Here is a 25,982-nt window from a genome sequence, read left to right on the forward strand (position 1 = left end):
GGAAAAATTTAAAAGCCATGAAAATATTAGTCACAGGAACAGAAGGATATTTAGGTTCTTTATTACCTCCCTTATTAACAGCAAAAGGTCATGAAGTTATCGGAGTAGACACAGGTTTTTATAAAGTAGGTTGGCTATATAACGGAACTGAAATCACAGCTAAAACCCTCAACAAAGATATTCGTAATATTGCACCTGAAGATTTAGAAGGTGTAGAAGCAATTGTTCATATGGCGGAACTTTCTAACGATCCCACCGGACAATTAGCACCTCATATTACTTATGAAATTAATCATTTAGGTTCTGTAAGATTAGCTAACTTAGCGAAAACAATGGGAGTGCGTCGCTTTGTTTATATGTCTTCTTGCAGCGTTTACGGTGTAGCTAGTGAAGGAGATGTAACCGAAGAATCACCTGTAAATCCTCAAACAGCTTACGCTGAATGTAAAACATTAGTAGAAAGAGATATTAAACCATTAGCCGATGATGATTTCTCTCCTACCTTCATGCGAAATGCTACCGCTTTTGGTGCTTCTCCCAGAATGCGATTTGATATTGTTTTAAATAATTTGTCTGGTTTAGCTTGGACAACAAAAGAAATTAAAATGACCAGCGATGGTACACCTTGGCGGCCATTAGTTCATGCTTTAGATATTTGTAAAGCCATTGTTTGTGCCTTAGAAGCACCCAGAGATATTGTTCACAATCAAGTTTTTAATGTGGGAGATACACAAAATAATTATCGGGTGAAAGAAATTGCCGAAATTATTGCCGAAACTTTCCCTGGTTGTAAATTAACCTTTGGTCAAAATGGTTCAGATAACCGTAGTTATCGCGTATCTTTTGAAAAGATAAACACAATTTTACCAGGATTTAAATGTGATTGGAATGCTCAAAAAGGCGCTCAACAGTTATTTGATTTATTCCGGCAAATAGACATGACTGAAGATACTTTTTTGTTTAGAGGGTTTACCAGATTAAAGCAATTAGAGTATTTAATTCGTACTCAACAAATTGATCATGATTTTTTCTGGACTACTAAATAAACTAGGCATTTATTAAGAATCAACTTAAATTTCCGAATCAATATTTTTGGTTCGGAATTTTATAAGCATTTACCATCTGTGCTATCAATAATAAACTGGGATTTTAGGATAAATATTCCACCATGAACAAATTACTGACTATTGCTATTCCCACTTATAATCGTGCAGATTTACTAGATAAGCAACTAGAGTGGTTATCTCAAGCTATTAAAGGTTATGAATCTGAGTGTGAGATATTTGTTTCTGATAATTGTTCTAGTGATCACACTCAGGAAATTATCCAAAAATGGCAAGAAAATATCAAAAATGTTAATTTTAAATCTAATAGACATATTGAGAATTTGGGCGTAATGAAAAATATCATGTATTGCCTCAGTTCTGCAACAACTAAATATGTTTGGACAATTGGCGATGATGATCCAATTCAAGATAGAGCAATTGGTTATGTGCTAGATAAACTCAAAAAACATCAAGAATTATCATTATTATTTCTCAATTTTTCTGGCAGAAATAAAATTACTGGTGAAGCAGTACATCCACCGACAATAGTTGGTAATCGTTGGTTTGATGTTGATAATGAAGATGGTACAGGAGATGGTAAAACGATATTTGAATATTGTTTTACTAAAAGTGTAGGAGCAGTTATTTTTTTGTCATCCTCAATTTACAGAACTGACTTAGTAAAACGCGCTCTGCAAATTTGGCCAAATGCTATTAATAATTGGATATCTTTAGCATATTTAGCTGGTTATTGTGCTGCTAATGGCAAAGTAATAGTTAGTAAAGAGACTTATTTAGAATGTATTGTTGGTGTCAGTTATTGGCAAAAAGAACCAAAATCTGCGCTGTTAATGCAGTATAAACATATTCCCGAAGTGGTTTTCAAGCTACACGAAAATGGATATTCTAAACGATTCTATGCCCAAATGATGGTACAGAACTTTCAACAAGTTAATTTAAAAGTCTTCTTGGGTGCTTTGAGAAGATGGCCAATTTCTGCTATTCAAACAGTTGTTCCTTTTTTAGCTGTAGTCAGTATTTCTGCTGTAGAAGTTATGGCTGCTCCTGAAGCAAAAATTGCTGAATGTCATCATCAAACATCAAGTCAAATTGTGCGCCGCAATAAAGAATAAATCAGGAAAATGAAGATACTAGAAACTCTTAAAAACAAAATAAATACGCTCACCTCTGAGTTAAATTATCGAGTAGCATTAGCTAAACATAAGCACAATTTATCTGTGTTATCTTCTGGGGATCAATTAATTGCCCAAACCCTAAAAAGAGAAGGTGTTTATATTACGTCTTTGGAGGATTTAGGATTACCATCAACTGCACAAATGTTAGAGAGTGCTAACTATTATGCAGCAACCATAAAAAGTCCTAGAAGTGTACAATCAGGGTATAGTTTACCCCAAATTTATACAGTTACAGACTTACCAGAATTTTTTACCTGGGGCATTGAAAAACGGTTGCAAAATATCATCGAAAACTATATAGGTTTACCTATAGCTTTTCATGGTGTTCATGTCAGAAAAGATTTTCCCAATGAAGAGCAATCACAAACATTACTGTGGCATAAAGATTCAGAAGATCGCCGGATGATGAAAGTCATTATCTATTTACATGATGTGACTGAAAAACATGGTGCTTTTGAATATATACCCATGCCCAAAAATCCTAGAGAATTTTTCAATTATTATCGTGTTGATTACGACCTTTGGAAGTCTAATTTTTTAGGAATTAATGATCAACAAATGATGAATATTATTCCTAAAAAAGAATGGAAATATTGTACAGGGAAAGCGGGAACTGTGATTTTTGTAGATCCCAGAAATGTTTTACATCATGGTACTGTCAGAAGCGAGGAACGTTCAACGGTGTTTTTTGTATACACTGCTAACCCACCAAAACATCCAGAACTTTGTAATCAATACCATGATGATACTTTCATCAAACCCAATAAGCAATTTATCCCTGAAGCTGTGGAAAAAGGTTAGTAAATTATATTGGTGATTGGTGATTGGGTAATCAATTTTATGTTTTCCAATTACCCATTACCAATTACCCATTACCAATTACCCATTACCAATTACCCATTACCTTTTTGAAAAACTATGATTTTTACAGAAACAAATCTTCCTGGAGCATTCATTATTGACTTAGAAGAAAAACCAGATCATCGTGGTTTTTTTGCTCGGACTTTCTGCGCTCAAGAATTTGCTGAACATGGTTTAAAGCCAACTGTTGCCCAATGTAATCTTTCTTTTAATCATAAAAAAGGCACATTGCGAGGAATGCACTATCAAATTGCACCCGCAACTGAAACAAAATTAATTCGTTGTACTCAGGGGGCAATTTATGATGTAATTGTGGATATGCGTCCTGAATCTCCAACATATCTGTCGCATATTGGTGTGGAACTGAGTGCAGAAAATCGCCGCGCTTTATATGTACCAGAAATGTTTGCTCATGGCTATCAAGCTTTAACAGATGGGGCTGAAGTTGTTTATCAAGTGGGTGAATTTTACACCCCTGGTTATGAGCGTGGTTTGCTTTTTGATGATCCACTTTTAGGAATTTCTTGGCCTTTGGCTGTCACTGAAATATCTGAAAAAGATCGCAATTGGTCTTTACTAGAATCTATTTTAATAGGAGTTTAAAATGATTATTGTTGATAAAGCTTTACAAGCTCGTGCTGAATTAGGAAACCCTGTAAAAGTAGCAATGATTGGTGCTGGTTTTATGGGTCGGGGAATTGCCAATCAAATTATTAATTCCGTTCCCGGAATGGAATTAGTTGCGATTGCAAACCGACACATTGAGACAGCAAAAAGAGCTTATTTAGAAGCAGGAATTGAGAATTTTCAAACTGTTTCTAGTGTAGTAGATTTAGAAGAGGCGATCGCTCAAGGTGGATATGCAGTAACAGAAGATGCAATGTTACTGTGTGCAGCAGAAGGAATAGATGCAATTATTGAAGTTACAGGAACAATTGAATATGCTGCTCATTTAGTCATGAGAGCGATCGCCCATCAAAAGCATATCATTTTAATGAATGCAGAATTAGATGGAACAATTGGACTAATTCTCAAAGTTCATGCTGACCGCGCTGGAGTGATTTTAACAGCTTGTGATGGTGATCAACCAGGGGTAGAAATGAACCTCTACCGCTTTGTGAAAAGCATCGGTTTAACACCCTTATTGTGTGGCAATATTAAAGGTTTACAAGACCCCTATCGTAACCCTACAACTCAAGCCGGTTTTGCTCAACGTTGGGGACAAAATCCCGCAATGGTGACAAGTTTTGCAGACGGTACAAAAATTTCCTTTGAACAAGCAATTGTTGCTAACGGCACAGGAATGAAAGTCGCAAAACGGGGAATGTTAGGCTATGAATACACAGGTCATGTTGATGAAATGACCAAAATGTATGACATAGATAAACTCAAAGAATTAGGCGGTATTGTTGACTATGTAGTAGGAACAAAACCCAGTCCTGGAGTATTTGTTTTTGCTACCCATGAAGACCCCAAACAAAGACATTATCTCAATCTTTATAAATTAGGTGAAGGACCCCTTTATAGTTTCTATACTCCCTATCACCTTTGCCATTTTGAAGTACCCCTTTCTGTCGCCCGTGCAGTATTATTTCATGATGCTGTATTAGCTCCCATAGCAGGTCCAGTAGTAGATGTTGTTGCTACTGCCAAAATTGATTTAAAAGCTGGAGAAACATTAGATGGCATTGGTTATTATATGACCTATGGACAATGTGAAAATTCAGAAATTGTGCAGCGAGAAAATTTACTACCAATGGGGATAGCAGAAGGATGTCGCTTAAAGCGTGATATTGAGAAAGATCAAGTCCTCACTTATGATGATGTAGAACTTCCAGAAGGTAGACTTTGTGACAGATTACGTGCTGAACAAACAGCTTATTTTGGTCCTGCGAAAACTTTAGCAGGTGTCAAATAAAGTAAAAAATTAACCACAAAACGTAAGCATTCAGCAGTCAGTGAGAAAGAAGAAAATCATCAATAACAACTGATTACTGATAGCTGAATACTTAGATCAAAACTGAAATTTAGCCCCCTTGTGTTGGGGGCTGAAAATTTTTTATCACTGAGATTTGAACAAATTGATCTTTTTGTTCAAAACGAGCAAATCAACGAGACTTGACCTGGTATTCTGTTACAACTTCCAGTTTGATCGGAAAAATTAAAATTTTTATTAACAAGTATCTACCTAGTTAAAAAACACCAAAGGCGAAATATCAACATATCTATAGAGTAGATTTTTCGTGGTTTGCCAATGGTATTGTCAAATCCCTTTGGTTGTACTAATTACTAACACTATAAATGCCTGATTAAGTAATGTAATTGAATGTACAAACCTTGTGGGTTTTGCCATTCATCAAATTAGCAGTGCGATAGCTAGACTAACCAAAGCTATCAGACACTTGCTACACTGACGTTGCAGCTTGTAACTACCTAAGGACGGGTTTAGTACAGACATAATACTGCTATAAACATAGAGATTATTAACATCTGTACACCCTGATGCAACATCCAATAATTTAGTCAAATAGTCAACACTTTCGTATAAGGCATCATCCATGAAAATAGCTCTAGTCCATGATTACTTAACCCAGCGCGGTGGGGCAGAGCGAGTGTTTGAATTGCTTTGTAAACGCTACCCCGAAGCCGACATTTTCACATCCTTGTATGATCCTCAAAAAACAATTGATCTGGGTGAACGTTTAGTTAAAACAACTTTCTTACAAAATATTCCCGGTGCTGCCAAGTATTTTCGTGTGATGGCTCCTCTTTACTTTCCTGCCTTTCGAGCCTTAAATTTAGAAGACTACGATTTAATTATCAGTAGTAGTACAAGTTTTGCCAAAGCAGTGCGTAAAAAACCACAGGCAAAGCACATTTGTTTCTGTCATAATGTCACTCGTTTCCTATGGGATACAGAAACTTATTTAAGGGAGTATGGAGACTATCGCTATTTTGCCCCCTTAATTGAAAAAATATTTGCAATGATGAGAAATGTAGACTTGAAATATTCTCAAGAACCAGACCTCTACATTGCTAATTCCAGCGTTGTTGCCCGTCGCATTCAGAAAATTTACGGCAAACAAGCAATTGTGATTAACTATCCAATTGATACAAATCAGTTTGTTTTTTCTAATACTAAGGATGAATACTACTTGGCATCGGCGCGGATGATAAGTTATAAACGTCTTGATATAATAGTCGAGGCTTTTAATTGGTTAGGGTGGAATTTATTAATATCAGGTGACGGACCCGAACTAGAAAGGTTAAAATCGAAAGCATTAGGCAATATTGAATTTTTAGGTCACGTTACTGATAGCAAACGTAAAGACTTATTTTCTAGTGCTAAGTCGATTATTGTTGCAGCTTTAGAAGACTATGGATTAGTTCCAGTAGAAGCAAATGCTAGTGGAACTCCAGTGATTGCCTATGGAGCCGGTGGGGTATTAGATACTCAGATACCTGGTAAAACTGGAGTTTTTTTTAAGAGACAAACACCTGATTCTCTACAAGCCGCATTATTAGAAGCTAGAGGCATATCTTGGAATTACGAAAATATTCGTAATCATGCCGTAAACAATTTTTCAGAACAAGCATTCTTCTCTAAAGTTGAGGATATTCTTGTTCAATTTGCTGGTGTGCATCACTCATTTATTTAACTGGTTAGCTTCACCCTTAAACAATGGAAAATTAACAATAGACAATTGACAATTACCTCTGGAGCAAATGAAAAAACTGTCAATTGTCAATTATCAATTATCAATTGATAAAGGGTAGCAAACTAAGCATAGCGTCTCCCACAGAAGGATAATAAAAGTGGTTCAAACTAGTCTAAATCCCCAGATCACTCCAGTAGCAGATCAAGAACCAGGTTATGGACAAATGTTTGCTGTTTTGCTCAGGAGAATGCCCTGGGTTGTGTTAGTATTTCTGAGTTCTACGGCACTGGCAGGAATCATAACTTTAAAGACCAAGCCCACCTTCCAAAGCACAATGCAACTGTTAGTAGAACCTAACTATCAAGGCAAAAAAGAAGGAGTAGACCCAGTAGAACGTCAGTTTACAGATACTAACGTTGTGGTTGATACTGCGACACAATTGAATTTGATGCGGAGTTCTGGACTAATCCAAAAAGCAGTTGATAAACTCAAGTCTGAATATCCAAATATCACAGTAGAGGAAGTTAAAAAATCCTTAGTCTTAACTCAAATCAAAACTCCAGAAGATAATATCGCTACTAAAATTTTTCAAGTTGACTATAGTGATGGTGATCCAGAAAAAACGCAAAAAGTGCTAACTGCCATTCGGCAAGTTTATGTTGAATATAACAAACAACAGCAGGATATACGTTTAAAAAGAGGTCTGCAAGTTATTAGAGAGCAGTTGCGAAAAGCTAATGATGAGGTGAACGCATCGGAAGCCAATTTGCAACGATTTCGGAGAAACCAGAATTTAATTAATCCAGAATTGCAGGCCAAAGCAATTGAAGAATCCTTAAATAATATTCAGAAAGAGCGACAAATAACTCGTTCTCAATATGAAGAAGCTGTGGCCAAGCAGAGGTCTTTGCAGGAACAGTTGAATCGTTCTCCTCAGAATGCCTTGGTTTCCTCCCGTCTCAGTCAGTCTACACGTTATCAAGGCTTACTCAACGAAATCCAAAAAACAGAACTAGCTTTAGCACAGGAACGCTTACGTTTTACCGATGATACTCCCGGTGTGCAGAAGCTCCAAGAACAATTGAACAGTCAAAAAGAACTTTTGCAAAAAGAAGTTAGTAGAACTTTAGGTAGACAGTCTAGCAGTGCATTCAGTTTTGGAGACAATCTGCTAGAACAAGGCCAACTGGGAGAAATTGACCTTAACCTCACAGGTGAATTAGTAGAAACTCAAACCAATATAGTTTCTTTAAGCGCCCGTGATCAAACTTTGGCAGAAAAAGAGAAAGAACTAAGAGCGCAACTAAAAAGGTTTCCTTCTCTCTTAGCTTATTACAATCGCATACTTCCCCAATTAGAATTTAGTCGGGAAAGAATGGAACAATTGTTGAGGGCAGAACAACAATTGCGCCAAGAACTTGCCAAAGGTGGCTTTAATTGGGAAGTGGTGGAAGAACCACAAAGAGGCATACAATTAGGACCAAATCTCAAACAAAATCTTTTGTTGGGCGCAGTAGTGGGATTTATTTTAGGGGGTGTTGCAGCCTTTATTCGAGAAGCATCGGATGATTCTGTACACACTACTGCTGAATTAGAAAAACAAGTTGCTCTACCTTTATTGGGAACAACTCCCAAATTGCCACCAGCTAAACCGAAAGAATCTATTATCAAATTGCCTTTTGGTAAACCTGAAGTTCTTGCCCCTTGGACAATTCAAGTCTTACAATCTCCACCACGTTGGGAATCACTAGACTTGATTTATAAAAATATCGAACTTCTCCACAATGTCTCTGAATTAAAATCTTTGATGGTGACATCAGCATTGCCAGATGAAGGTAAGTCAGCTTTCACTTTAGGTTTAGCTATGAGTGCGGCTAGGTTACACAAAAAGGTGCTTTTAATTGATGCTAACTTACGAGATCCTAGCTTGCACAAACAGTTGAATCTTCCTAATGAACAAGGGTTGTCAACTTTATTAGCCAGTGATGTTCCCCTTCCCCATAACATCGGAATTTCATACTCAGGTTCATCTTATATCGACATTTTAACTGCTGGTCCTATACCTGTAGATCCGGCTCATCTTTTAAGTTCTCCACGCATGATGGAACTGATGGCTGCATTTGAAGAAAACTATGATTTGGTACTCATAGATGCTCCTTCAGTTATCGGTATGGTAGATGCGATTATCACAGCCTCATCTTGTCGGAGTGTGGTTATGGTAGCCAGCATTGGTAGAGTGACACGCAACCATTTAGCCCAAGCTACAGCAATGTTGAGCAAGTTAAATCTGATTGGGGTTGTGGCTAATGGAGTATCTAATTCTGATAGCACTTATGTTCCTTATGTCAAACAACAACAATTAGTGCTAAAAGAATTTGTGGAAAAATAGCTCAATGATTTCCACGGTTCCATTTTGTGGCAACAATACTTTCTTTGTGAGTAAGTATTCAGCTATCAGTAATCAGTAAATGGCTATGCCACGCTACGCTAACAGCTTTCAGATGTAAGTAGAGTGGTTGTTAATAAAATCATAATTTTACTAGATTACCAGGCTTTGAGTAGATAAATTCACAGGCTGAAATTTGTGTTTTTGTGAGTTTTGCTGATAGCTGATAGCTGACGGCTGAATGCTTACCTTTGTGAATATTCGACTCAAAATTTGGCTTGGTAAATATGAAAAAGGTTATGGGTAAGGAAATTAATCCTTTTACCCTTTCCTTTTTTTTATCATGAAAAGACAAGAATTGAGAGTTGAGGGTTTTTCCCAAAATACCAAAAATAATTTTGTAATTATCGTCAAATAAAAAGTGTATAGATCCCCGACTTCTTTAAGAAGTCGGGGATCTGAATCTGAGTTTATTTTCGTTTGAGCTACTTGTAATTATATTTCTAATCCAATTAGGAAGATTTAAAATTACAAAATTTATGTATGATGTTTAACACGAAAAATTTTTGATTCATCATAGCTTAACATTATGTGCGAAAAAACCTATCTATTTAAAGAGTCAATAAAGAATTGATTTAATCATTAGTTGATTCTTTTTTTTATTATATTCTAGAAATTGAGGACAACAATTCACAAGGCTAAAATTAGAGGATTCCTGTGATAGCTACAACATTATTAAGTAGCTTCAACTAAATTAATTTAGCGAGCGTTATTCAAGGTAATTCCACTCTACATATACCTAGAGGAAATCCCAAGTTTCCTAAATCTCCATTTATCTTAATTGCTGTTGCTTAACTGTTTTTATTGCTTTCTGTGTAAGGATTCAGGGAACAAGGAACAGGGAAGATAAAAGAAAAATGTCCTTCATCCTTCATTCTGAACTCCTGAACTTCTGAACTTCTGAACTCCTGAACTCCTGAACTTCTGAATTATTACCTTTTTGTACATCTTCATATCTACAGAATTGCACAAAGGTTAACTCATATTTTCAGGTCAGTAATTGGCTACTGTACAAACGCAAATACCTATGATAACTTCAATTGTTCCTAGTTTACAAGAACACAGCACCATATCACAGTCGTCCCCAAAAAATTATCAATTACAATACTGCACACTTCAGTGGCGTATGGGTCAGCTATTGGTGAAGTCTTCTGTGAATTTACAACAACCATATTTACCTGCTCTAGATAACGAACAATTATTAGTAGAGTGTTTAAAACATTCTCCTGTTAATTTAGTAACCATAGATCCACAACTAGGTAATGCTGCATTAAAATTTTGGGCAAATGCTTGTAAAAAAGCTCAAAAACCAATATATATAAGCCCATCATCTATGAACCAATTCACAAAACAAAGTTATCAATTATTCAGGGTAATCCAAAGAATAACTGATTGGCTTTTGGCGTTAATTTTGTTGCTATTGGTTAGTCCTTTAATGCTGGGATTAACTATACTGTTGTGGTTACAATCCCCAGAATTTATTTTTTCTTATGAGTGGCAGATTGGTGAGCGGGGTAAACTATTTCAATCGCTCAAGTTTTGTACAAGGGGAAAACAGAACATCTCGTTTTTAGGGGTTTTAATGCGTAAATATGGTCTGGATAATTTACCTAAGTTATTCAATGTACTGCGTGGGGATATGAGTTTGATTGGCTCTCGTTGCTGGGCTTTAACAGATGCAGTCCACCTGAGTTTAGAAAATGCAGAACAACTAAATCAGCTATCAGTCATTACTAATAGATGCTGAGTACATAATCAAGACTATATTCCTGTGAATTTGGATGTGGAAACACTGTGATTTGCCTATAGGATTTGCAGTTTCAGGGACATAATTATTAGCTGTGAGTGCGGTAGATTTTGATTGAAATTACCGCACTGAAGCTAGAGTCAAAATTGGTTGCATCGTACTTATCGGAGACAGGTAAATTAAGAGCAATACTGCTAGATAATATCAATGAAATCTCATTTTTTTAATCCGCTTCGGTATTTTCTGAAAACTACTAAATTCTGGCAGGAAAATCATTTAATTTTACGAGAGTTTAAACACTTTCGTAAGGTGACTATACTTGCCTTAGTCTTTACATTTTTAGCAGCAACTTTTGAAGGTATAAGTATTGGCTTCTTACTCTCATTTTTGCAAAATTTAACTAATCCTAATGCTGCACCCATTCAAATAGGAATAGATTGGTTTGACCAGTGGATCTTAGGAGTTAATACCTCAGCAATTAGCAGATTATATCGTGTATCTTGTCTGATTTTGTTGAGTACGTGGATGCGTGCTGCTTTTAACTATTTCTCTCAAATATACACTGAATTTTGTCAATTATATCTTGGAGACAGGTTAAGAAAACAAATTTTTGAACAGTTGCAATCTTTGTCTCTGAGTTACTTTAGTACCACTCGTTCTGGGGAAATAGTGAACACCATTACCACAGAAATTGAGAAGATTAAACAGGGTTTTAGTGGTGGAGCATTTTTATTTACTAGAGGTTTGACAGTTGTTGTCTACTTCATTACAATGCTTTTACTTTCATGGCAGCTAACCCTAATTGCCATATTATTATTTACTCTGTTAGCTGTTGGGTTATCAAATCTCAATGCTAGAGTGCGAGAATCCAGTTTTGGTACTTCAGTTGCGAATGGTAATTTTACATCAATAGCCATAGAATTTATTAATGGTATTCGCACGGTTCATGCTTCTGGTACTCAGGAATTAGAGCGTCAGCGTTACTACAAAGCTAGTAATCAAATAGTCAGCAGTTCAACTAAAGTTATTCTGATTTGGACATTAGTAAAACCCATTGCCGAAAGTGCAGCTACCACTGTGCTGATAGGTATGATTATTTTGGCTTTTAGTAGCTTTGTGGTGAATGGAACTTTACAAGTTAGTTCTTTGTTGACATTTTTCTTTGTACTGTTTCGTCTTGTACCGTTCATTCAAGATATTAATGGCACAAGAGCTTTTCTTAGCACTCTCCAAGGTTCGGCCGACAATATTAAAAACTTGTTGAAACGAGAGGATAAAACCTACTTTGAAAACGGGACAATTCAATTTACAGGTTTGAAAAGATCAATTGATTTAGTATCTGTAAATTTTGGCTATAGTCAAAATCAACAAGTGCTGCATGATATTACCTTAACAATTGAAAAAGGTAAAATGACAGCGTTAGTGGGTGCTTCTGGTGCTGGTAAAACCACAGTTGCCGATTTAATTCCTCGCTTTTATGATCCTACCGATGGCTATATTTACGTTGATGAAATTGATGTGCGGCAATTTGAAATTAACTCTCTACGTCGCAAGATAGCTGTTGTTAGCCAGGATACTTTTATTTTCAATACTTCTGTGTGGAATAATATTGCTTACGGTACACCAGAAGCAACAGAGACAAAAATTCGAGAAGCTGCGCGACTGGCAAATGCAGAAGAATTTATTTTAGAAATGCCAGAAGGGTTTGATACAGAATTGGGAGATAGAGGTGTACGGTTATCTGGTGGACAAAGACAGCGACTTGCTATTGCTCGTGCATTGTTACGTAATCCAGAAATTTTGATTTTGGATGAAGCTACAAGTGCTTTAGATTCTGTATCTGAAAGATTAATTCAGGATTCATTAGAAAAGCTTTCTGTGGGTAGAACTGTAATTGCGATCGCTCACCGTCTTTCTACTATTGCTAAAGCCGATAAAGTTGTAGTTTTAGAACAGGGAAGAATTGTTGAACAAGGTCAATATCAGGAACTTTTAGAACAAAAAGGTAAGCTTTGGCAATATCACCAAATGCAGTATCAAATGGCTGCTAGTGAGAAAATTTAGCAAATTTGATCTTTTTTTCTATTCATTCATTGACACAAAGAATTAAGTTATCAAAACCTAGTGCAAGACTACTTAAAAATTTTCAATGCTGTTTGCTCAACCTCAACTTTTAATTATCCATTATGAAAATCACACTTACTTGTAATACAAGTTTAGGCACTGGTGGACAAGGTGTTTGTTTAGAGAATGCTGCATTAGGTTTAAATAAACTAGGAGATTTAACTATATTTTGTAGTGGCTTAACAGTGCCAAAAACCGATTTCACTGTATATCCTGTAGGTAATTCTCCTTGGAGTAAAAGATTATTAAGTACCCCCATTTTGCGTCGTCGTAATGATTGGGCTGTATTGCTAAGTGACTTATATTTTGATCAACAGGTAAGTAAAAAATTAAAATCATACCCCTGTGATTTAATTATGGGAGTAGCTGGACAAACTAACTTAGCATTTAAAGCAGCTAAAGCTCAAGGTGCAAAAGCTTGGTTATATTGTTTAAATAATTATCTGCCTTTTATGCAGCAGCAAATTCAGCAAGAATTAGATTTTTTATCTGATCCTACTGTAGCAACCATGAATCCTCAAATGCTCAAGAGATTTGCTGAAGAATGTCAGCAAGCAGATTTAATTATCGTTTTATCTGAAGTTGCTAAACAAACATTTATTCAAGCCGGATTCGCACCAGAAAAAATTAAGGTTCTCACTCCTTTTGTTGACACTCAAAGATTTCATCAAACTGTGAAAAATGATCAAGTTTTTCGAGTGCTTTATGTAGGAACTATTGAACCCAGAAAAGGATTGCCTTATTTAGTTCAGGCTTTTTTACAAGCTGATATCCCCAACTCAGAATTATTGATTGTTGGTGGTGCTTCTACTCGTGGATTAAGACAATTTATGACAGAAGTATTAAACAAACATAGCAATATTAAACAAGAATTTTGGAATTTTAGTCAAGATGATCCTACTGAAGTTTTTGGTAAATCTTCGGTTCTGGTTTTACCTTCTGTAGAAGATGGTTTTGGTTTGGTTGCACTAGAAGCAATGGCTTGTGGATTACCTGCAATTGTAACTTCTAATTGTGGTGCAGCGGATGTGGTAAATCATGGCATAAATGGCTTTATTTCTCCTCCTAGAGATGTACAAACTATGGCTAATCAATTGAGATTTTTAGCAGAAAATGAATCCATCAGAAGAGAAATGGGAAAAGTTGCGAGAATACATTCACAACAATATAATCAGGCACTTTATCAACATCAATTAAAGGAAATATTTTTAGAAAAAGATTTAATTACACCAATTTTCAACTAAAAATTTCAATGAAAAAAGAACAACTCATGTTAACCATACATGAAAACATAACTGATCAGGAAAAAATATATCACTGTTCTGGTGTTGATATCCGAGGAAACGGAGGGATGGAAACTTACATATCTTCCTTGATCAATTTTCCCATGCATGGAGTGATCAAGAACCATAGTAATTCTGTTAAGGATTTAGACCAAAGTCAATGTAAGTTACTCCACCTTCATGATCCAGAATTTTTATTAGAATTAACTGGGGAATGTCCAGCAGTATTTACACTGCATAATCATTGTACCTACTGTCCCAGTGGTACAAAATATTTAGCCGATCGCCAAAAACAATGCGATCGCAATATGCACCCATTAGGTTGTGCTTGGGGACATTTGGTAGATGGTTGTGGTAGTCGCAGACCACAAAAAATGTTTGACAATTTGCGGAATACCTATAATTTTCTCAGCACTGCCAAAAAAGTCAACATTCCTGTAATTGCTAATAGTAATTATGTACGAGAGCAAATTATTAATAATGGTTTATCACCCGACCAAGTAATTACACTTCACTGCGGTGTCCAACAACCTATATATCCCACAGCATCTTTAACTCCAGAAATTCATCAAAATCAGCGCATTTTGTTTGTGGGTCGCATTGTCCCCGACAAGGGAATTGAATGGTTACTGAAAGCTTTAGCCAAAACTAATTCGCAAATTCATCTTGATATTGCAGGTGAAGGTTGGATAAAAAGTAAGATGGAAAAATTAGCCCAAAAAATGGGTTTAACTAATCGTATTACTTGGCATGGTTGGTGTAATAAAGAAAAACTAAAAACACTTTATGAGCAGTGTTTAGCTGTGGTTTTTCCTAGTCTGTGGCCTGAACCTGCCGGCTTAGTCACTTTAGAAGCTTATGCCCATTATCGTCCGATCATTGCTAGTGGTGTTGGTGGAATTCCTGAATATGTGCAAGATGGTAAAACCGGAATCCTCGTACCAGCTAATCATATACAAAAATTAGCAGATGCCATCAACCAACTAGCTACAAATTACCATCAAAGTCGAGCCATGGGCGAACAAGGACAAGCTTGGTTTCAACAAGAATTTACTCTGGATATTCACATTCAGAGATTAGAAACAATTTACGCCAAAACTATCGCTGATTTTAGCTTAAAAACTAGCATAAATGAAAAAATAACTAACCTGAATTATGACTATAAATATTCAAATATCCGAACCTCTGATTAGCGTGATTATCCCTACTTATAACCGACCAGAATACCTCAAACAAGCAATCACTAGCGCAGTTAACCAAACTTATCAAAACATTGAAATTATTGTTTCTGATAATTGTAGTCCTGAAAATCCTGAAAATTTAGTTGCATCTTTTTGTGACCCACGGATCAGATTTTGGCGACATCCAGAAAATGTGGGAATGCTCAATAATCAAATGAATGCCTTTAAAATTGCACAAGGTAAATATGTCGCTAGTCTCCATGATGATGATATGTGGCATCAGGATTTTTTAGCTAAACTTGTACCACATCTAGAAACTAATCCTAATTTGATTTTAGCTTTCTGTGACCAATATATTATTGATGGTCAAGGTCAAATTATTCCGGCAGCAACTGAAGAAAATTCCCGCAGTTATAAGCGTGATAAAATTGCTTATGGAATTCATGAAAATTTCCAACAAATTGGTTTAGTTGATAAAAGTATACCTACAGCAGCAGCTTGTGTAATTCGTAATGCTTTAATTGATTGGGATAGTATTCCTTCAGAAGTTGGGGGAATGTGGGATTTATATATAACTTACTTATGTTGTATTTCAGGATATGGGGTTTACTATTATCCCGAAAAATTAACATATTATCGAGAACATGAACAAACTGATACCATGCTGAGTGGTAGACGGAATATCCAGGCAAAAATCCGCAAAGCTAAAAGTGAAATTTTCTGTTACCAAACCTTTATGGAAGATAAGCGTTTACAACAGTTTCATTCACATTTTAGAAACCTATGGTTAGAAGCACATACAACTTTAGGAATTGGCTTGATGCTAGATCAACAAACCACAGCAGCACGTTCTTATTTTTGGCAAGCATTACAGAGACAAAAATTTAATTTGCGAACTTTAATAGCCCTGACTCTCAGTTTTACACCTCCCAAATTCACACATAAATTACTGGGTGTTTAATAAACATTTAATTAACTAGAGAGGTTATTAGTGAAACTTTGCATTGTTACCCATAAAATTCAAAAAGGTGATGGTCAAGGAAGAGTTAACTATGAGGTGGCTAAAGAAGCCATAAATCGTGGCTATCACCTGACATTATTAGCCAGTGAAATCTCACCAGAACTAGCAGAAAATAGCCGAGTAAATTGGATAAAAATTCCTGTCAACGGATATCCTAGTGAATTTATTCGCAATTTTATCTTTGCTCAAAAAAGTGGTGCTTGGTTACGTAAACATCGCCATGAAGTAGATTTAATTAAAGTCAATGGTGCAATTACTAAAAGTGCGAGTGATGTAAATGCCGTACATTTTGTCCATAGTTCTTGGTGGCGATCGCCTGTACATATTTCTCGTCATCGTCAAGATTTATATGGTTTATATCAATGGTTTTACACTGCCATTAATGCCTATGCTGAAAAACAGGCATTTCGAGAAAGTAAAGTTGTAATTGCTGTATCTGGAAAAGTGGCTGATGAATTAGTAAACATTGGTGTACCCCGTGAGAAAATTCGGGTGATTGTTAATGGTGTAGACTTACAAGAATTTGCTCCCGGTATTTCTCATAGGCAAAAATTGGGTTTACCAGAAAATGTCAATTTAGCCTTATTTGCTGGAGACATTCGCACAACTAGAAAAAACTTAGATTCAATTCTGCAAGCCTTAGTAAAAGTCCCCAATTTACATTTAGCAGTTGTAGGAAAAACAGAAGGTAGTCCCTTTCCAGAATTAGCAAATAGTTTAGGCATCAGTGAACGAGTGCATTTTTTAGGATATCGAAGGGATGTAGCCGAAATTATGCGGGCTGTAGATTTCTTTGTTTTTCCTTCCCGATATGAAGCTTGCAGTCTGGTTTTATTAGAAGCAATGGCTTCCGGTTTACCTGTGATCACTGCCACAGCTACAGGAGGTGCAGAATTAGTCACACCAGAGGCAGGAATTATTTTACCGGATACAGATGATATAAATGCTTTATCTGCCGCCTTATTGTTATTAACAGATAATATACTGCGTCAACAAATGGGTAAAGCGGCTCGCAACATTGCCGAACAACATAGCTGGTCAATAATGGCACAAACCTATTTAGACTTATTTACAGAGTTAATGCAAAATGAGGAATACAGTTCTCATCCCCACCTATCGCCGTCCCCAGGACTTATCACGCTGCCTTACCGCACTGCAAGCCCAAACTAAGCCAGTGGATCAGGTAATTGTGGTAGTCCGGGATACAGATACAGAAACTTGGCAATTCCTGGGCGAATTTCCGCCCCACAACCTACCATTGCAAATTGTCACAGTCACAAAACCAGGAGTAGTAGCTGCTCTCAACACCGGACTTACAGCAGTAAACGGAGACATAGTTTCCATTACTGATGATGATGCTGCTCCCCATCCTGACTGGCTAGAAAAAATCACTGCCCACTTTGAAAGCGATGGTTGCATCGGTGCAGTAGGTGGACGTGACTGGATACACCAAGGCCAGAAAATAGAAACCGGTTCTTGTGCAAAAGTAGGGCGTGTACAGTGGTTTGGGCGAGTAATTGGCAACCATCATTTAGGAGTAGGAAAACCCCGTGAAGTTGATGTCCTTAAAGGTGTGAATATGAGTTTTCGCACCCAAGCAATGGGGAAATTAAGATTTGATCAACGGATGCGAGGAACTGGCGCACAGGTACATTTTGAAATGGCATTTACCCTAGCTCTCAAACGTGCAGGTTGGAAAATTATTTATGATCCTAGCGTTGCCGTAGATCACTATCCTGCCCAACGTTTTGATGAAGATCAGCGGGAAAACTTTAATGAAATTGCCTTTACTAACTTAGTTCATAATGAAACCCTTGTTTTATTAGAACATTTATCACCTTTACGCCGAATTGTCTTTTTATTTTGGGCAATCTTCATCGGCACTAGGGATAGTTTAGGAATAGTGCAATGGCTGAGATTTTTACCCAGTCAAGGCATAATTGCCACTAAAAAATTACAAGCCTCTTTGCGGGGACGTTGGCAAGCATGGCAAAGTAATAAATTGATAATTGATAATTGATAATTGATAATTGATAATTGATAATTAATTGATAACTCGTAATTTTTCCCAATCACCAATTACCCATTACCAAAAAAGTGATTTCCAAACAGATCCTTTTCAATAGTTTTTTACAAACTAATTATTCCCCAGAAAAAAGATCAGCACAAGCTTGGATAGTCATTGCTGGCTTTATCTTGCTCACAGCAACTTGCTATTTTGGAGGTGCTGCTAATTTATTACGCTTAGTTTTTCCCGCATCTTCCTTCGTAGTTGCTGTATTTTTATACTTGCGTCATCCCATTCTTTACATTGGTTTTACTTGGTGGATTTGGTTTCTCACACCCTTCCTAACTCGGTTAGTTGACTATCGAATTGGTTGGGACCCCACCCGGCAAATGATGCTTGCACCTTATTTAGTGGTACTTGTTACTATTGTCACTTTTATCAAATATTTACCTGGTGCTGTTCGTCAAGGAGGTTTACCTTTTGTTTTAGGTTTTATCGGGGTTATCTACGGTTTTTTAGTGGGATTAATTTTTAATCAACCAGTTCCAGTTATCCGCGGACTTTTAGACTGGTTAAGTCCCATTATTTTTGCATTTCATTTATTTATAAATTGGCGAGATTATCCCAGTTATCGTCAACACATTCAGCGGGTATTTTTATGGTGTGTTTTAATCACAGGAGCTTATGGAATATATCAATTTGTAGTTGCTCCTGAGTGGGATAAATTGTGGCTCATAGAATCAAAAATGTTTACCAGTTCTGGTAATCCTGAACCTTTCGGAATGCGGGTTTGGAGTACGCTGCACTCAACTGGTCCATTTGGCTCAGTTATGCAAGCTGGTTTGTTGTTATTATTTACCAGTTCGGGTCCGTTAATTTTTCCTGCCTCAGCAGTTGGGTATTTGTCATTTTTACTTTCTCAAGTACGTACTAATTGGGGTGGCTGGTTGTTAGGGATAATTATAATTTTGGGTTCGGTAAAAGCCCGGATTCAAATGCGTTTAATTATGATCATTTTAGTAATGGCTATGTGTGTTGTACCATTGCTGACTATTGAACCTATCTCTGAAGTTGTTACTACTCGCTTGGAAAGTTTTTCTAATCTGGAAAAAGATACTAGTTTTCAGGATAGATCAAAATCTTATGATCGAAATCTCAATTTAGCCCTTTCTACTGCTCTTGGTAATGGTTTAGGAAATATCTGGAAAGTTAATGAAAAAACTGGACAAATTGAAGTTATTGTGATTGACAGCGGCATTTTAGATATGTTTTTTACTTTGGGTTGGTTCGGTGCTATACCTTATCTTGGTGGGTTGTTATTAATGCTTTTTAGTGTTAGTAACTATACTGAAGGAAAGTTTGATAGTTTTGTTAGTGCTGCTCGTGCTATTAGTATCAGTTCCTGCGCTCAGTTAATTATCTATAGTGGGATGTTAAGTATAGGAGGTATGATTATGTGGGGTTTTTTGGCTATGGCTATGGCAGCACATAAATACTATCAGCAGCAAGGAATGAGGATGTAGTTAATTTGATTAGGATTGAGAACTTGAACAGTAAGCAAAGGAGACAACACAAAGTTTCTCGTGTAAATAGCAAGCAAAATTCCCGATTTCTTAGAGAAGTCGGGAATTTAATCGCGTCATGCTATATAATCATTTTTATGTTTTATTAAAAAATGCTGATTTTTAACTAATTTATTTTTTGCTGAATTAATTATAATCTAGCTGCTTTTTGGTAATTTCATCTTTTGTATGTATGAGGTAATTATGAATCAAATCAATCGTGTGGCAATTGTTGGAGGCAGTCACGGTAATGAATTAATTGGAGTTTATTTAATCAAAAAGTTCCATAAATATCCAGGTTTAATTCAGAGATCAAGTTTTGAAACTTTGTCATTATTCGGTAATCCTAAAGCTATTGCCAGTGGGAGCAGATACATTGATAAAGATTTAAATCGTTGCTTTACTGGAGACAATTTACCTGATGACAAAATTTCTATTTATGAAGAATTAAGGGCTAAGGAAATTCAAGCAATTTTGCAACCACAAAACCAAGATTGTGTGAATGCAATTATTGATTTACATACGACTACAGCCAACATGGGATTATGTATTATTTTAGGTAATATGCACCCCCTGTTATTGCATTTGGCGGCTCATCTGAGTGCAATTAATCCTTTAGTAAAAGTCTATATTCATCAGCAACCTAAAAACAGTGGTTTTCTCCGTTCTTTAAGTGAATTAGGTTTAGCTATAGAAGTTGGTGCTGTAGCTCAAGGTATTTTAAATGCGGAATTGTTTCAACAAACAGAGCAACTAATTTATGCTGTGTTGGACTATTTTGAACAATGTAACCAAGGTAAAATTCCACAAAATAGTCACACCCTGACAATTTATCAATCTATTTGTGCGGTTGATTATCCTAGAAATGAAGATGGGGAAATTAAAGCTATGATTCACCCCCAACTTCAATTTAGAGATTATCAACCTCTTCATCCCGGTGATCCAATTTTCCTCACTTTTGAAGGTGAAGCAATTTTCTATGAGGGAGAGTCTATTGTGTATCCTCTCTTTATCAATGAAGCTGCTTATTATGAGAAAGGAATTGCTATGTATTTTAGTCAAAAGGAAGTTATTAATATATAGCAATAAATAGGGAATAGGTAAGGTAGATGAATGGATATTCCAGGTACATAGCTGACGGAAACCGATGGCTGAATGCTTACCTATTTACCTACTACTAATTCTTTAATTTGTATTGGGTTGATGACGGCATATTGTCTAGTTAACTCACGGTATACAGCCAATGTTTCCTCACTTACTCGCATGGCACTAAATCTTTCTAGATTTTGCTGGGCGCGTAATTTCCAGCTTTGTAATTGTTGAGGATCTTTGAGTAATTGTGCTAAGGTATTAGCCAATGTTTGGCTATCTTTGGGTGGAATAAGAATACCAGCTTGACGATGATCTAACGTTTCAGGAATGCCATCTACATCACTAGCGACAATGGCACAACCGGCTTCTCGTGCTTCTGTTAAAACTAAACCAAATGATTCACAATGTGAGGCGAGAACAAAGATATCTGTGGATAACATATATCGTTGGGGTTCTGGTTGGAAACCTTCAAAATGAATTTGTTTGCGTAGTTTACCGCAGTTTTTAACCATGCTCTCAAATATCGCACGATCAGGACCTTCTCCTACTAAATAAAGATGGGCTTGAGGAAAATCTTGAGCAATAAGTTGGAAGGCTGCAATTAACTCACCAATACCTTTTCTAGTATACATTCCTGCGACTGTAGTAATCGCTGGATGATGTAATTTTTTAGGTTGATAATCTTGGATTTTTCTATGTCGAGGACTGCCTAAAGTACCGTTAGCAACTACTCTTAATTTTTCGGCGGGAATACCACGACGAATCATAGAATCAGCTACTGCATGACTAACTGCAATTACCCGATCTGCTAATCCCATTAATACTGCACTACGTTGAAATTCATTATGTACAGTGGAAACTAAACTATATTCATGATTATTTCTCAAAATTCCTGCCAGTACAACTCCTGTCATCATGTGGGCATGAACAATATCTGGTTGAAATTCTTTGATAATTTCTCGATAACGCCAGGCGGCTTTAATGATGTTTAATGGTGTACGTGATTGATTGAGTTGAAAATGCTCAATTCCATGATTTGCTAATAATTTTTCGTATTCTCCACCTGCTGAGGCGACAGCAACTTTAAAACCTTGTTTTGATTGTAAACAAGCTAAGTCTACTGCGACATTGACAATTCCGTTACCGATTTTTTGGATATGGTTCGTAATGTGTAGTATTCGCATTTATTTTTCTCCACGGCAATTTTTTAATAAAAATTTCATCATGCAAAAAATGTTGAAATTTTAGCTTTTAGCTTTTGATTCAATACATGAAAATTAACTATGAAAGAAAATTTCCTCTGAAGATAAAAATCGTTTTATAAAGCCGGGTGGTAGGGTTTGCATTTGGGAAGGATAGGCTGCGATCGCTCTTTTTTTCTTTTCTTGGACTGAGGTAATTGATAAGCGATATGCTGACTTAATATCATTGAATTTTAAGAGGATAAATAAGGGCGCTCTCCAAAATGCCCAAATAGGATACTGTAGGAGTTGGACTTTAATTCCACTTTGGGCGATCGCCTCTTTAACTAAGTAATATGTAGCTTCATGATCTCTATGACAATCTTTACGGTGTGGAACATAAACTTCTCCTGGTTGATAACTTTTTAACAGTTCGGAAATCTGTGCAATGGTTTGTTGTTTTTCTTCAGTATTTAAATCTGGTAAACTGCCATCTTTTTTATCCAAAAAGTGAATTTCTGAAGGAGAAACACCCAAAATATCTAATGCTTCTAAAGACTCTTGTTTACGAATTTGAATGATTTGATTTTGAATATTTGTATCTGCACCATGTGAACCCCGTCCATCGGTTAAAAAAGTGACGGCTACTTTTATTCCTTGTTCCCGTTTGCGAGCGATCATCCCACCACAACCTAAAGTTTCATCATCTTGATGGGGAGAAAAAACCATTGCAGAAGCTTCACTAAATTGAAACTGTTCACTTCCCCAACCTAAAATAAATTTTGCAAGTAAACTAGCATGAATATATTGGACTGTATTTAATAAATTGCTGGGAATTAATTTTTGTAATTCCATCAAGGTTGTTTTTACCATATTTTTTTACTTCCTCTACTTTTATTTTCGTTTATTCTCTTAACAGAGTCTCAAGCATTGAAAATCATGTCAAAGGACAAAACCTTAATTATCATCATATTTAAATAAAATCAGCTAGATTTATTGATTTTGTAAATTTGTTCTCTAATTATGAAGATTAAAATGTCCATGAATCAGCACACCAAAAAATTTTATTTGTTCACATTAACAATCATTATTTGATTGTCAATAATCAAATATTCTGACTCATGTACGGGTTTAGCATTGCTAAACCCATACTTAATCCTAAATGCTAGATTTTTACACTTAATCCAATAAGTTGGATAACCTAATTTTTAGGAAATTGGTAAACGATAAATAATCACTTTTCCTTTCCAATTTTCTTCCACAAACACTAAATATTCACCATTACGACGACGAAAAGCGCGGATACCGTGGGGAATATCCACCCAACCACTTTCTCCACCAACTTCTGGACCTGGACTAAATTTTTTGACAAGTTTGCCTGTAGTGGCATTATAGATATTAACCTCCGCAGTTTTAGATGTCACTGTAAATACATAATCTCCTGCTACACTCATAGCGGCGGTAGCAATTTCTCGTTTACCAGTGGTGTCATAAGGAATGACAGTTCGCCATTTAGGAGTGCGATTTCCTTTACTCCAATTATCAAATCTGGCAATTTCTGAGCCGACAACTTTAGCTTCATCACCAATGGAAGGATGTTCAGCAGTAAAACCTGACAAATACATCGTATCTGTTTCGGGAAAATATTCAATTCTTCGCAAATCTTTAAAGAAGCTAGGAGTCTTTTCCTTTTGCATGGAACGATAGTTATAAATCGGATTTCCTTTACTATCTAATCCCTGTAAAGGATAATGGCGAATACCATCTTCCGTTCGCAAAGCTTTCCAAACATCGCCTTTTGTATCTACCCACCAACCTCCTAAATAGGGATAATCTTCACTCCTATCATATTCATTTTGATCAAATGCACCATTACCATTTTTATCTCGCCAAATCCATTCTCCTTTGGCTGGTTGATATGGTGGCCAATTAGCTTTTATTCCTTTTATTCCTGGACTATCCACATTAGTTTTAACAAACATTGCGGCAGGAATTGCAATTTCACCATCTGTATTTGGTTGAAACCGATAAATTTGTAGAAAACTGCTATACATATCTGTCAGGAATAAAAAAGGCTTTCCTTGAATACGACGGAAAATAGGAGCATCTGGAGATGTATGTAGACGCGGATCTTGAGGATATTTGAAAGGATTTAAAGTATAAGCTTTATATGTCCACTGTTTACCTGCTGGTTTACTGTAATCCATCCAATATTCTTCTTGTTTGGTGAAAAGATTAACACCATCACTTTTAGGATCAGTATCGGCATTATCAACAAAGATCAAACCAAGTAATTGCCATTGCAGTTTTCCCGATGGGGAGAATTTTCTTAAATCTGTTCCTGAATTATTAAAGCCATTATTGTTGATATAGAAATTGCCGGCGCTGTCTGCACCTACGCCTGTAATACCATAAAGTTTTAAGTCTTGAACTTCTCCAGGAACACCACTATAAATTCCATTTTTAGTTCCGAAAGTTCCTACCTGGACAGGTTGGTTTTTGATGTTGTAAATGAGTACCTGTTGCCGGATGCCATTTTCTGCTACTAATAATCTCTCTTGTTTGTTTATTGGTTTAGAAATGGCGATCGCTCTAGGATCAACCACATCTACAATTTGTTGGGGTAATTTTTTACCACTTTGATCATAATTAACTATTTTAGCTGCTGTGTTACCTTTTTTATTTTGAATAATCCATAAATTTCCTCGTGGATCAACGGCTATTCCTCCCGGATTGGTAACGCTAAATTTACCCATTTCTTGCATTGTTTCTGTATTTAAAATATGCACAATGTTGGCATCAGCATTACTCACAAATAACTTATTATCTACCATTGCTAAACCAGTAACTTCGCTTTTGTCACTGATAATTAACATACTTTTATCCCAACCATTTCCCCCAGGAAAAGGTGCAGGTTTTCCCGTTAAATCATAGCGTCTCACACAGTACCAAGTTTTACCCTCAGAAGGATAACCTTCTTTTTTACTACTCATTCCTCCCTGTCTCATAGCAACATAAATATATTTGTTATTGGCTGTAACCGCTTTCCCACCAAGACGATACCAACCATGCAAATCTTCCAGGAAACCTATGACTTTACCATCTTTATAAATAGCTGCTTCCATGCCAGCTTCATCCCAAATACTGTTAGTGTAAACCAGTCCATTTCCTGTAACATACATCGCCTCTATATAGTTTTGTACCCTTAGTTCTCCCTTACCAATAGTATTACCAAGCCAAGATGTTTGATAAGTAAATACTGGTGCTGTGGCTGTTTGAGTTGTGGCTTTTTCCATTGTCATTCCCGCAAAGATGACAATTAAGCTACAAGTGAAACACAGTAAAATTTTGACAGCTATATTTTGTCGCCAGTACCTACTCCTAACTACATTATTAATAACTTGAATTAGCTGTTGTTGAATTTTTTGAATTTGTGAAGTGAATCTGTTTTTCATAAAATTGCTATGGCTGCATATTGGCAAAAATGAGTTGCTAAATTATGCTTTTGCTTTTTGATATCTTGTTCCTTTTCTAAAAACCGTAGCGGAGAAAAGACACAGAAACATCATTGGTAC

Annotated in this window: 19 protein-coding genes; 16 read left to right on the forward strand and 3 right to left on the reverse strand. The window is 36.3% G+C overall.

The genetic code is table 11. From position 1 onward, the window contains the following. The first annotated feature begins 17 nt into the window (after positions 1-17). From K2F26_RS10755 to K2F26_RS10830, 16 genes are all read left to right on the forward strand, one after another. Positions 18-1,046: an NAD-dependent epimerase/dehydratase family protein gene (locus tag K2F26_RS10755; protein ID WP_220611454.1), complete on the forward strand. Its 1,029-nt coding sequence runs from the start codon at positions 18-20 to the stop codon at positions 1,044-1,046. Positions 1,047-1,168: 122 nt separating this feature from the next. Further along, the gene (locus K2F26_RS10760; RefSeq protein ID WP_220611455.1) at positions 1,169-2,179 is read left to right on the forward strand and encodes a glycosyltransferase family 2 protein; all 1,011 of its coding nucleotides are present in this window, start codon (positions 1,169-1,171) and stop codon (positions 2,177-2,179) included. A gap of 9 nt (positions 2,180-2,188) precedes the next feature. Continuing rightward, positions 2,189-3,043 carry a phytanoyl-CoA dioxygenase family protein gene (locus K2F26_RS10765; RefSeq protein WP_220611456.1) on the forward strand — a complete coding sequence of 285 codons (855 nt, stop codon included), beginning with the start codon at positions 2,189-2,191 and terminating at the stop codon, positions 3,041-3,043. Between the two features lie 117 nt (positions 3,044-3,160). Continuing rightward, the gene (gene rfbC / locus K2F26_RS10770; RefSeq protein ID WP_220611457.1) at positions 3,161-3,706 is read left to right on the forward strand and encodes a dTDP-4-dehydrorhamnose 3,5-epimerase; all 546 of its coding nucleotides are present in this window, start codon (positions 3,161-3,163) and stop codon (positions 3,704-3,706) included. A 1-nt stretch (position 3,707) separates the two neighbouring features. After that, positions 3,708-5,021: an NAD(P)H-dependent oxidoreductase gene (locus K2F26_RS10775; RefSeq protein ID WP_220611458.1), complete on the forward strand. Its 1,314-nt coding sequence runs from the start codon at positions 3,708-3,710 to the stop codon at positions 5,019-5,021. A 640-nt stretch (positions 5,022-5,661) separates the two neighbouring features. After that, positions 5,662-6,762 (forward strand): glycosyltransferase, encoded by a 1,101-nt coding sequence (locus tag K2F26_RS10780; RefSeq protein ID WP_220611459.1) that lies wholly within the window; start codon positions 5,662-5,664, stop codon positions 6,760-6,762. 157 nt (positions 6,763-6,919) lie between these two features. Further along, complete coding sequence (locus K2F26_RS10785; protein ID WP_220611460.1) at positions 6,920-9,151, forward strand: GumC family protein; 2,232 nt, start codon at positions 6,920-6,922, stop codon at positions 9,149-9,151. Between the two features lie 1,084 nt (positions 9,152-10,235). Beyond that, positions 10,236-10,955, forward strand: coding sequence for a heterocyst development glycosyltransferase HepC (gene hepC, locus K2F26_RS10790; RefSeq protein WP_220611461.1), 720 nt, complete (start codon positions 10,236-10,238; stop codon positions 10,953-10,955). 207 nt (positions 10,956-11,162) lie between these two features. Then, complete coding sequence (gene hepA, locus K2F26_RS10795; RefSeq protein ID WP_220611462.1) at positions 11,163-13,019, forward strand: heterocyst formation ABC transporter subunit HepA; 1,857 nt, start codon at positions 11,163-11,165, stop codon at positions 13,017-13,019. A gap of 122 nt (positions 13,020-13,141) precedes the next feature. After that, positions 13,142-14,323, forward strand: a complete 1,182-nt coding sequence (locus K2F26_RS10800) for a glycosyltransferase family 4 protein (protein ID WP_220611463.1) — start codon at positions 13,142-13,144, stop codon at positions 14,321-14,323. Positions 14,324-14,331: 8 nt separating this feature from the next. Next, positions 14,332-15,555, forward strand: coding sequence for a glycosyltransferase family 4 protein (locus K2F26_RS10805; RefSeq protein WP_246605580.1), 1,224 nt, complete (start codon positions 14,332-14,334; stop codon positions 15,553-15,555). Beyond that, positions 15,518-16,504, forward strand: coding sequence for a glycosyltransferase family 2 protein (locus K2F26_RS10810; protein WP_220611464.1), 987 nt, complete (start codon positions 15,518-15,520; stop codon positions 16,502-16,504). The genes K2F26_RS10805 and K2F26_RS10810 overlap by 38 nt, the downstream gene beginning before the upstream one ends. A gap of 30 nt (positions 16,505-16,534) precedes the next feature. Next, the gene (locus K2F26_RS10815) at positions 16,535-17,734 is read left to right on the forward strand and encodes a glycosyltransferase family 4 protein (protein ID WP_220611465.1); all 1,200 of its coding nucleotides are present in this window, start codon (positions 16,535-16,537) and stop codon (positions 17,732-17,734) included. After that, entirely contained in the window at positions 17,652-18,584 is a 933-nt protein-coding gene (locus K2F26_RS10820) for a glycosyltransferase family 2 protein (RefSeq protein ID WP_220611466.1), read from the forward strand. Before K2F26_RS10815 ends, K2F26_RS10820 begins: the two co-directional genes overlap by 83 nt. A 77-nt stretch (positions 18,585-18,661) precedes the next feature. Further along, positions 18,662-20,095, forward strand: a complete 1,434-nt coding sequence (locus K2F26_RS10825) for an O-antigen ligase domain-containing protein (RefSeq protein WP_220611467.1) — start codon at positions 18,662-18,664, stop codon at positions 20,093-20,095. A 243-nt stretch (positions 20,096-20,338) separates the two neighbouring features. Beyond that, a complete protein-coding gene (locus K2F26_RS10830; RefSeq protein ID WP_220611468.1) occupies positions 20,339-21,217 on the forward strand; it encodes an aspartoacylase in 879 nt (292 codons plus the stop codon). An 80-nt stretch (positions 21,218-21,297) separates the two neighbouring features. Here K2F26_RS10830 and K2F26_RS10835 read toward each other — a convergent pair whose 3' ends face one another. From K2F26_RS10835 to K2F26_RS10845, 3 genes are all read right to left on the reverse strand, one after another. Further along, the gene (locus tag K2F26_RS10835) at positions 21,298-22,410 is read right to left on the reverse strand and encodes a glycosyltransferase family 4 protein (protein ID WP_220611469.1); all 1,113 of its coding nucleotides are present in this window, start codon (positions 22,408-22,410) and stop codon (positions 21,298-21,300) included. 93 nt (positions 22,411-22,503) lie between these two features. Further along, positions 22,504-23,280: a PIG-L deacetylase family protein gene (locus K2F26_RS10840; RefSeq protein ID WP_220611470.1), complete on the reverse strand. Its 777-nt coding sequence runs from the start codon at positions 23,278-23,280 to the stop codon at positions 22,504-22,506. 335 nt (positions 23,281-23,615) lie between these two features. After that, positions 23,616-25,862: an NHL repeat-containing protein gene (locus tag K2F26_RS10845; RefSeq protein ID WP_220611471.1), complete on the reverse strand. Its 2,247-nt coding sequence runs from the start codon at positions 25,860-25,862 to the stop codon at positions 23,616-23,618. Between the last annotated feature and the right edge of the window lie 120 nt (positions 25,863-25,982).

The sequence above is a fragment of the Sphaerospermopsis torques-reginae ITEP-024 genome (assembly GCF_019598945.1).
Taxonomy (GTDB): domain Bacteria; phylum Cyanobacteriota; class Cyanobacteriia; order Cyanobacteriales; family Nostocaceae; genus Sphaerospermopsis.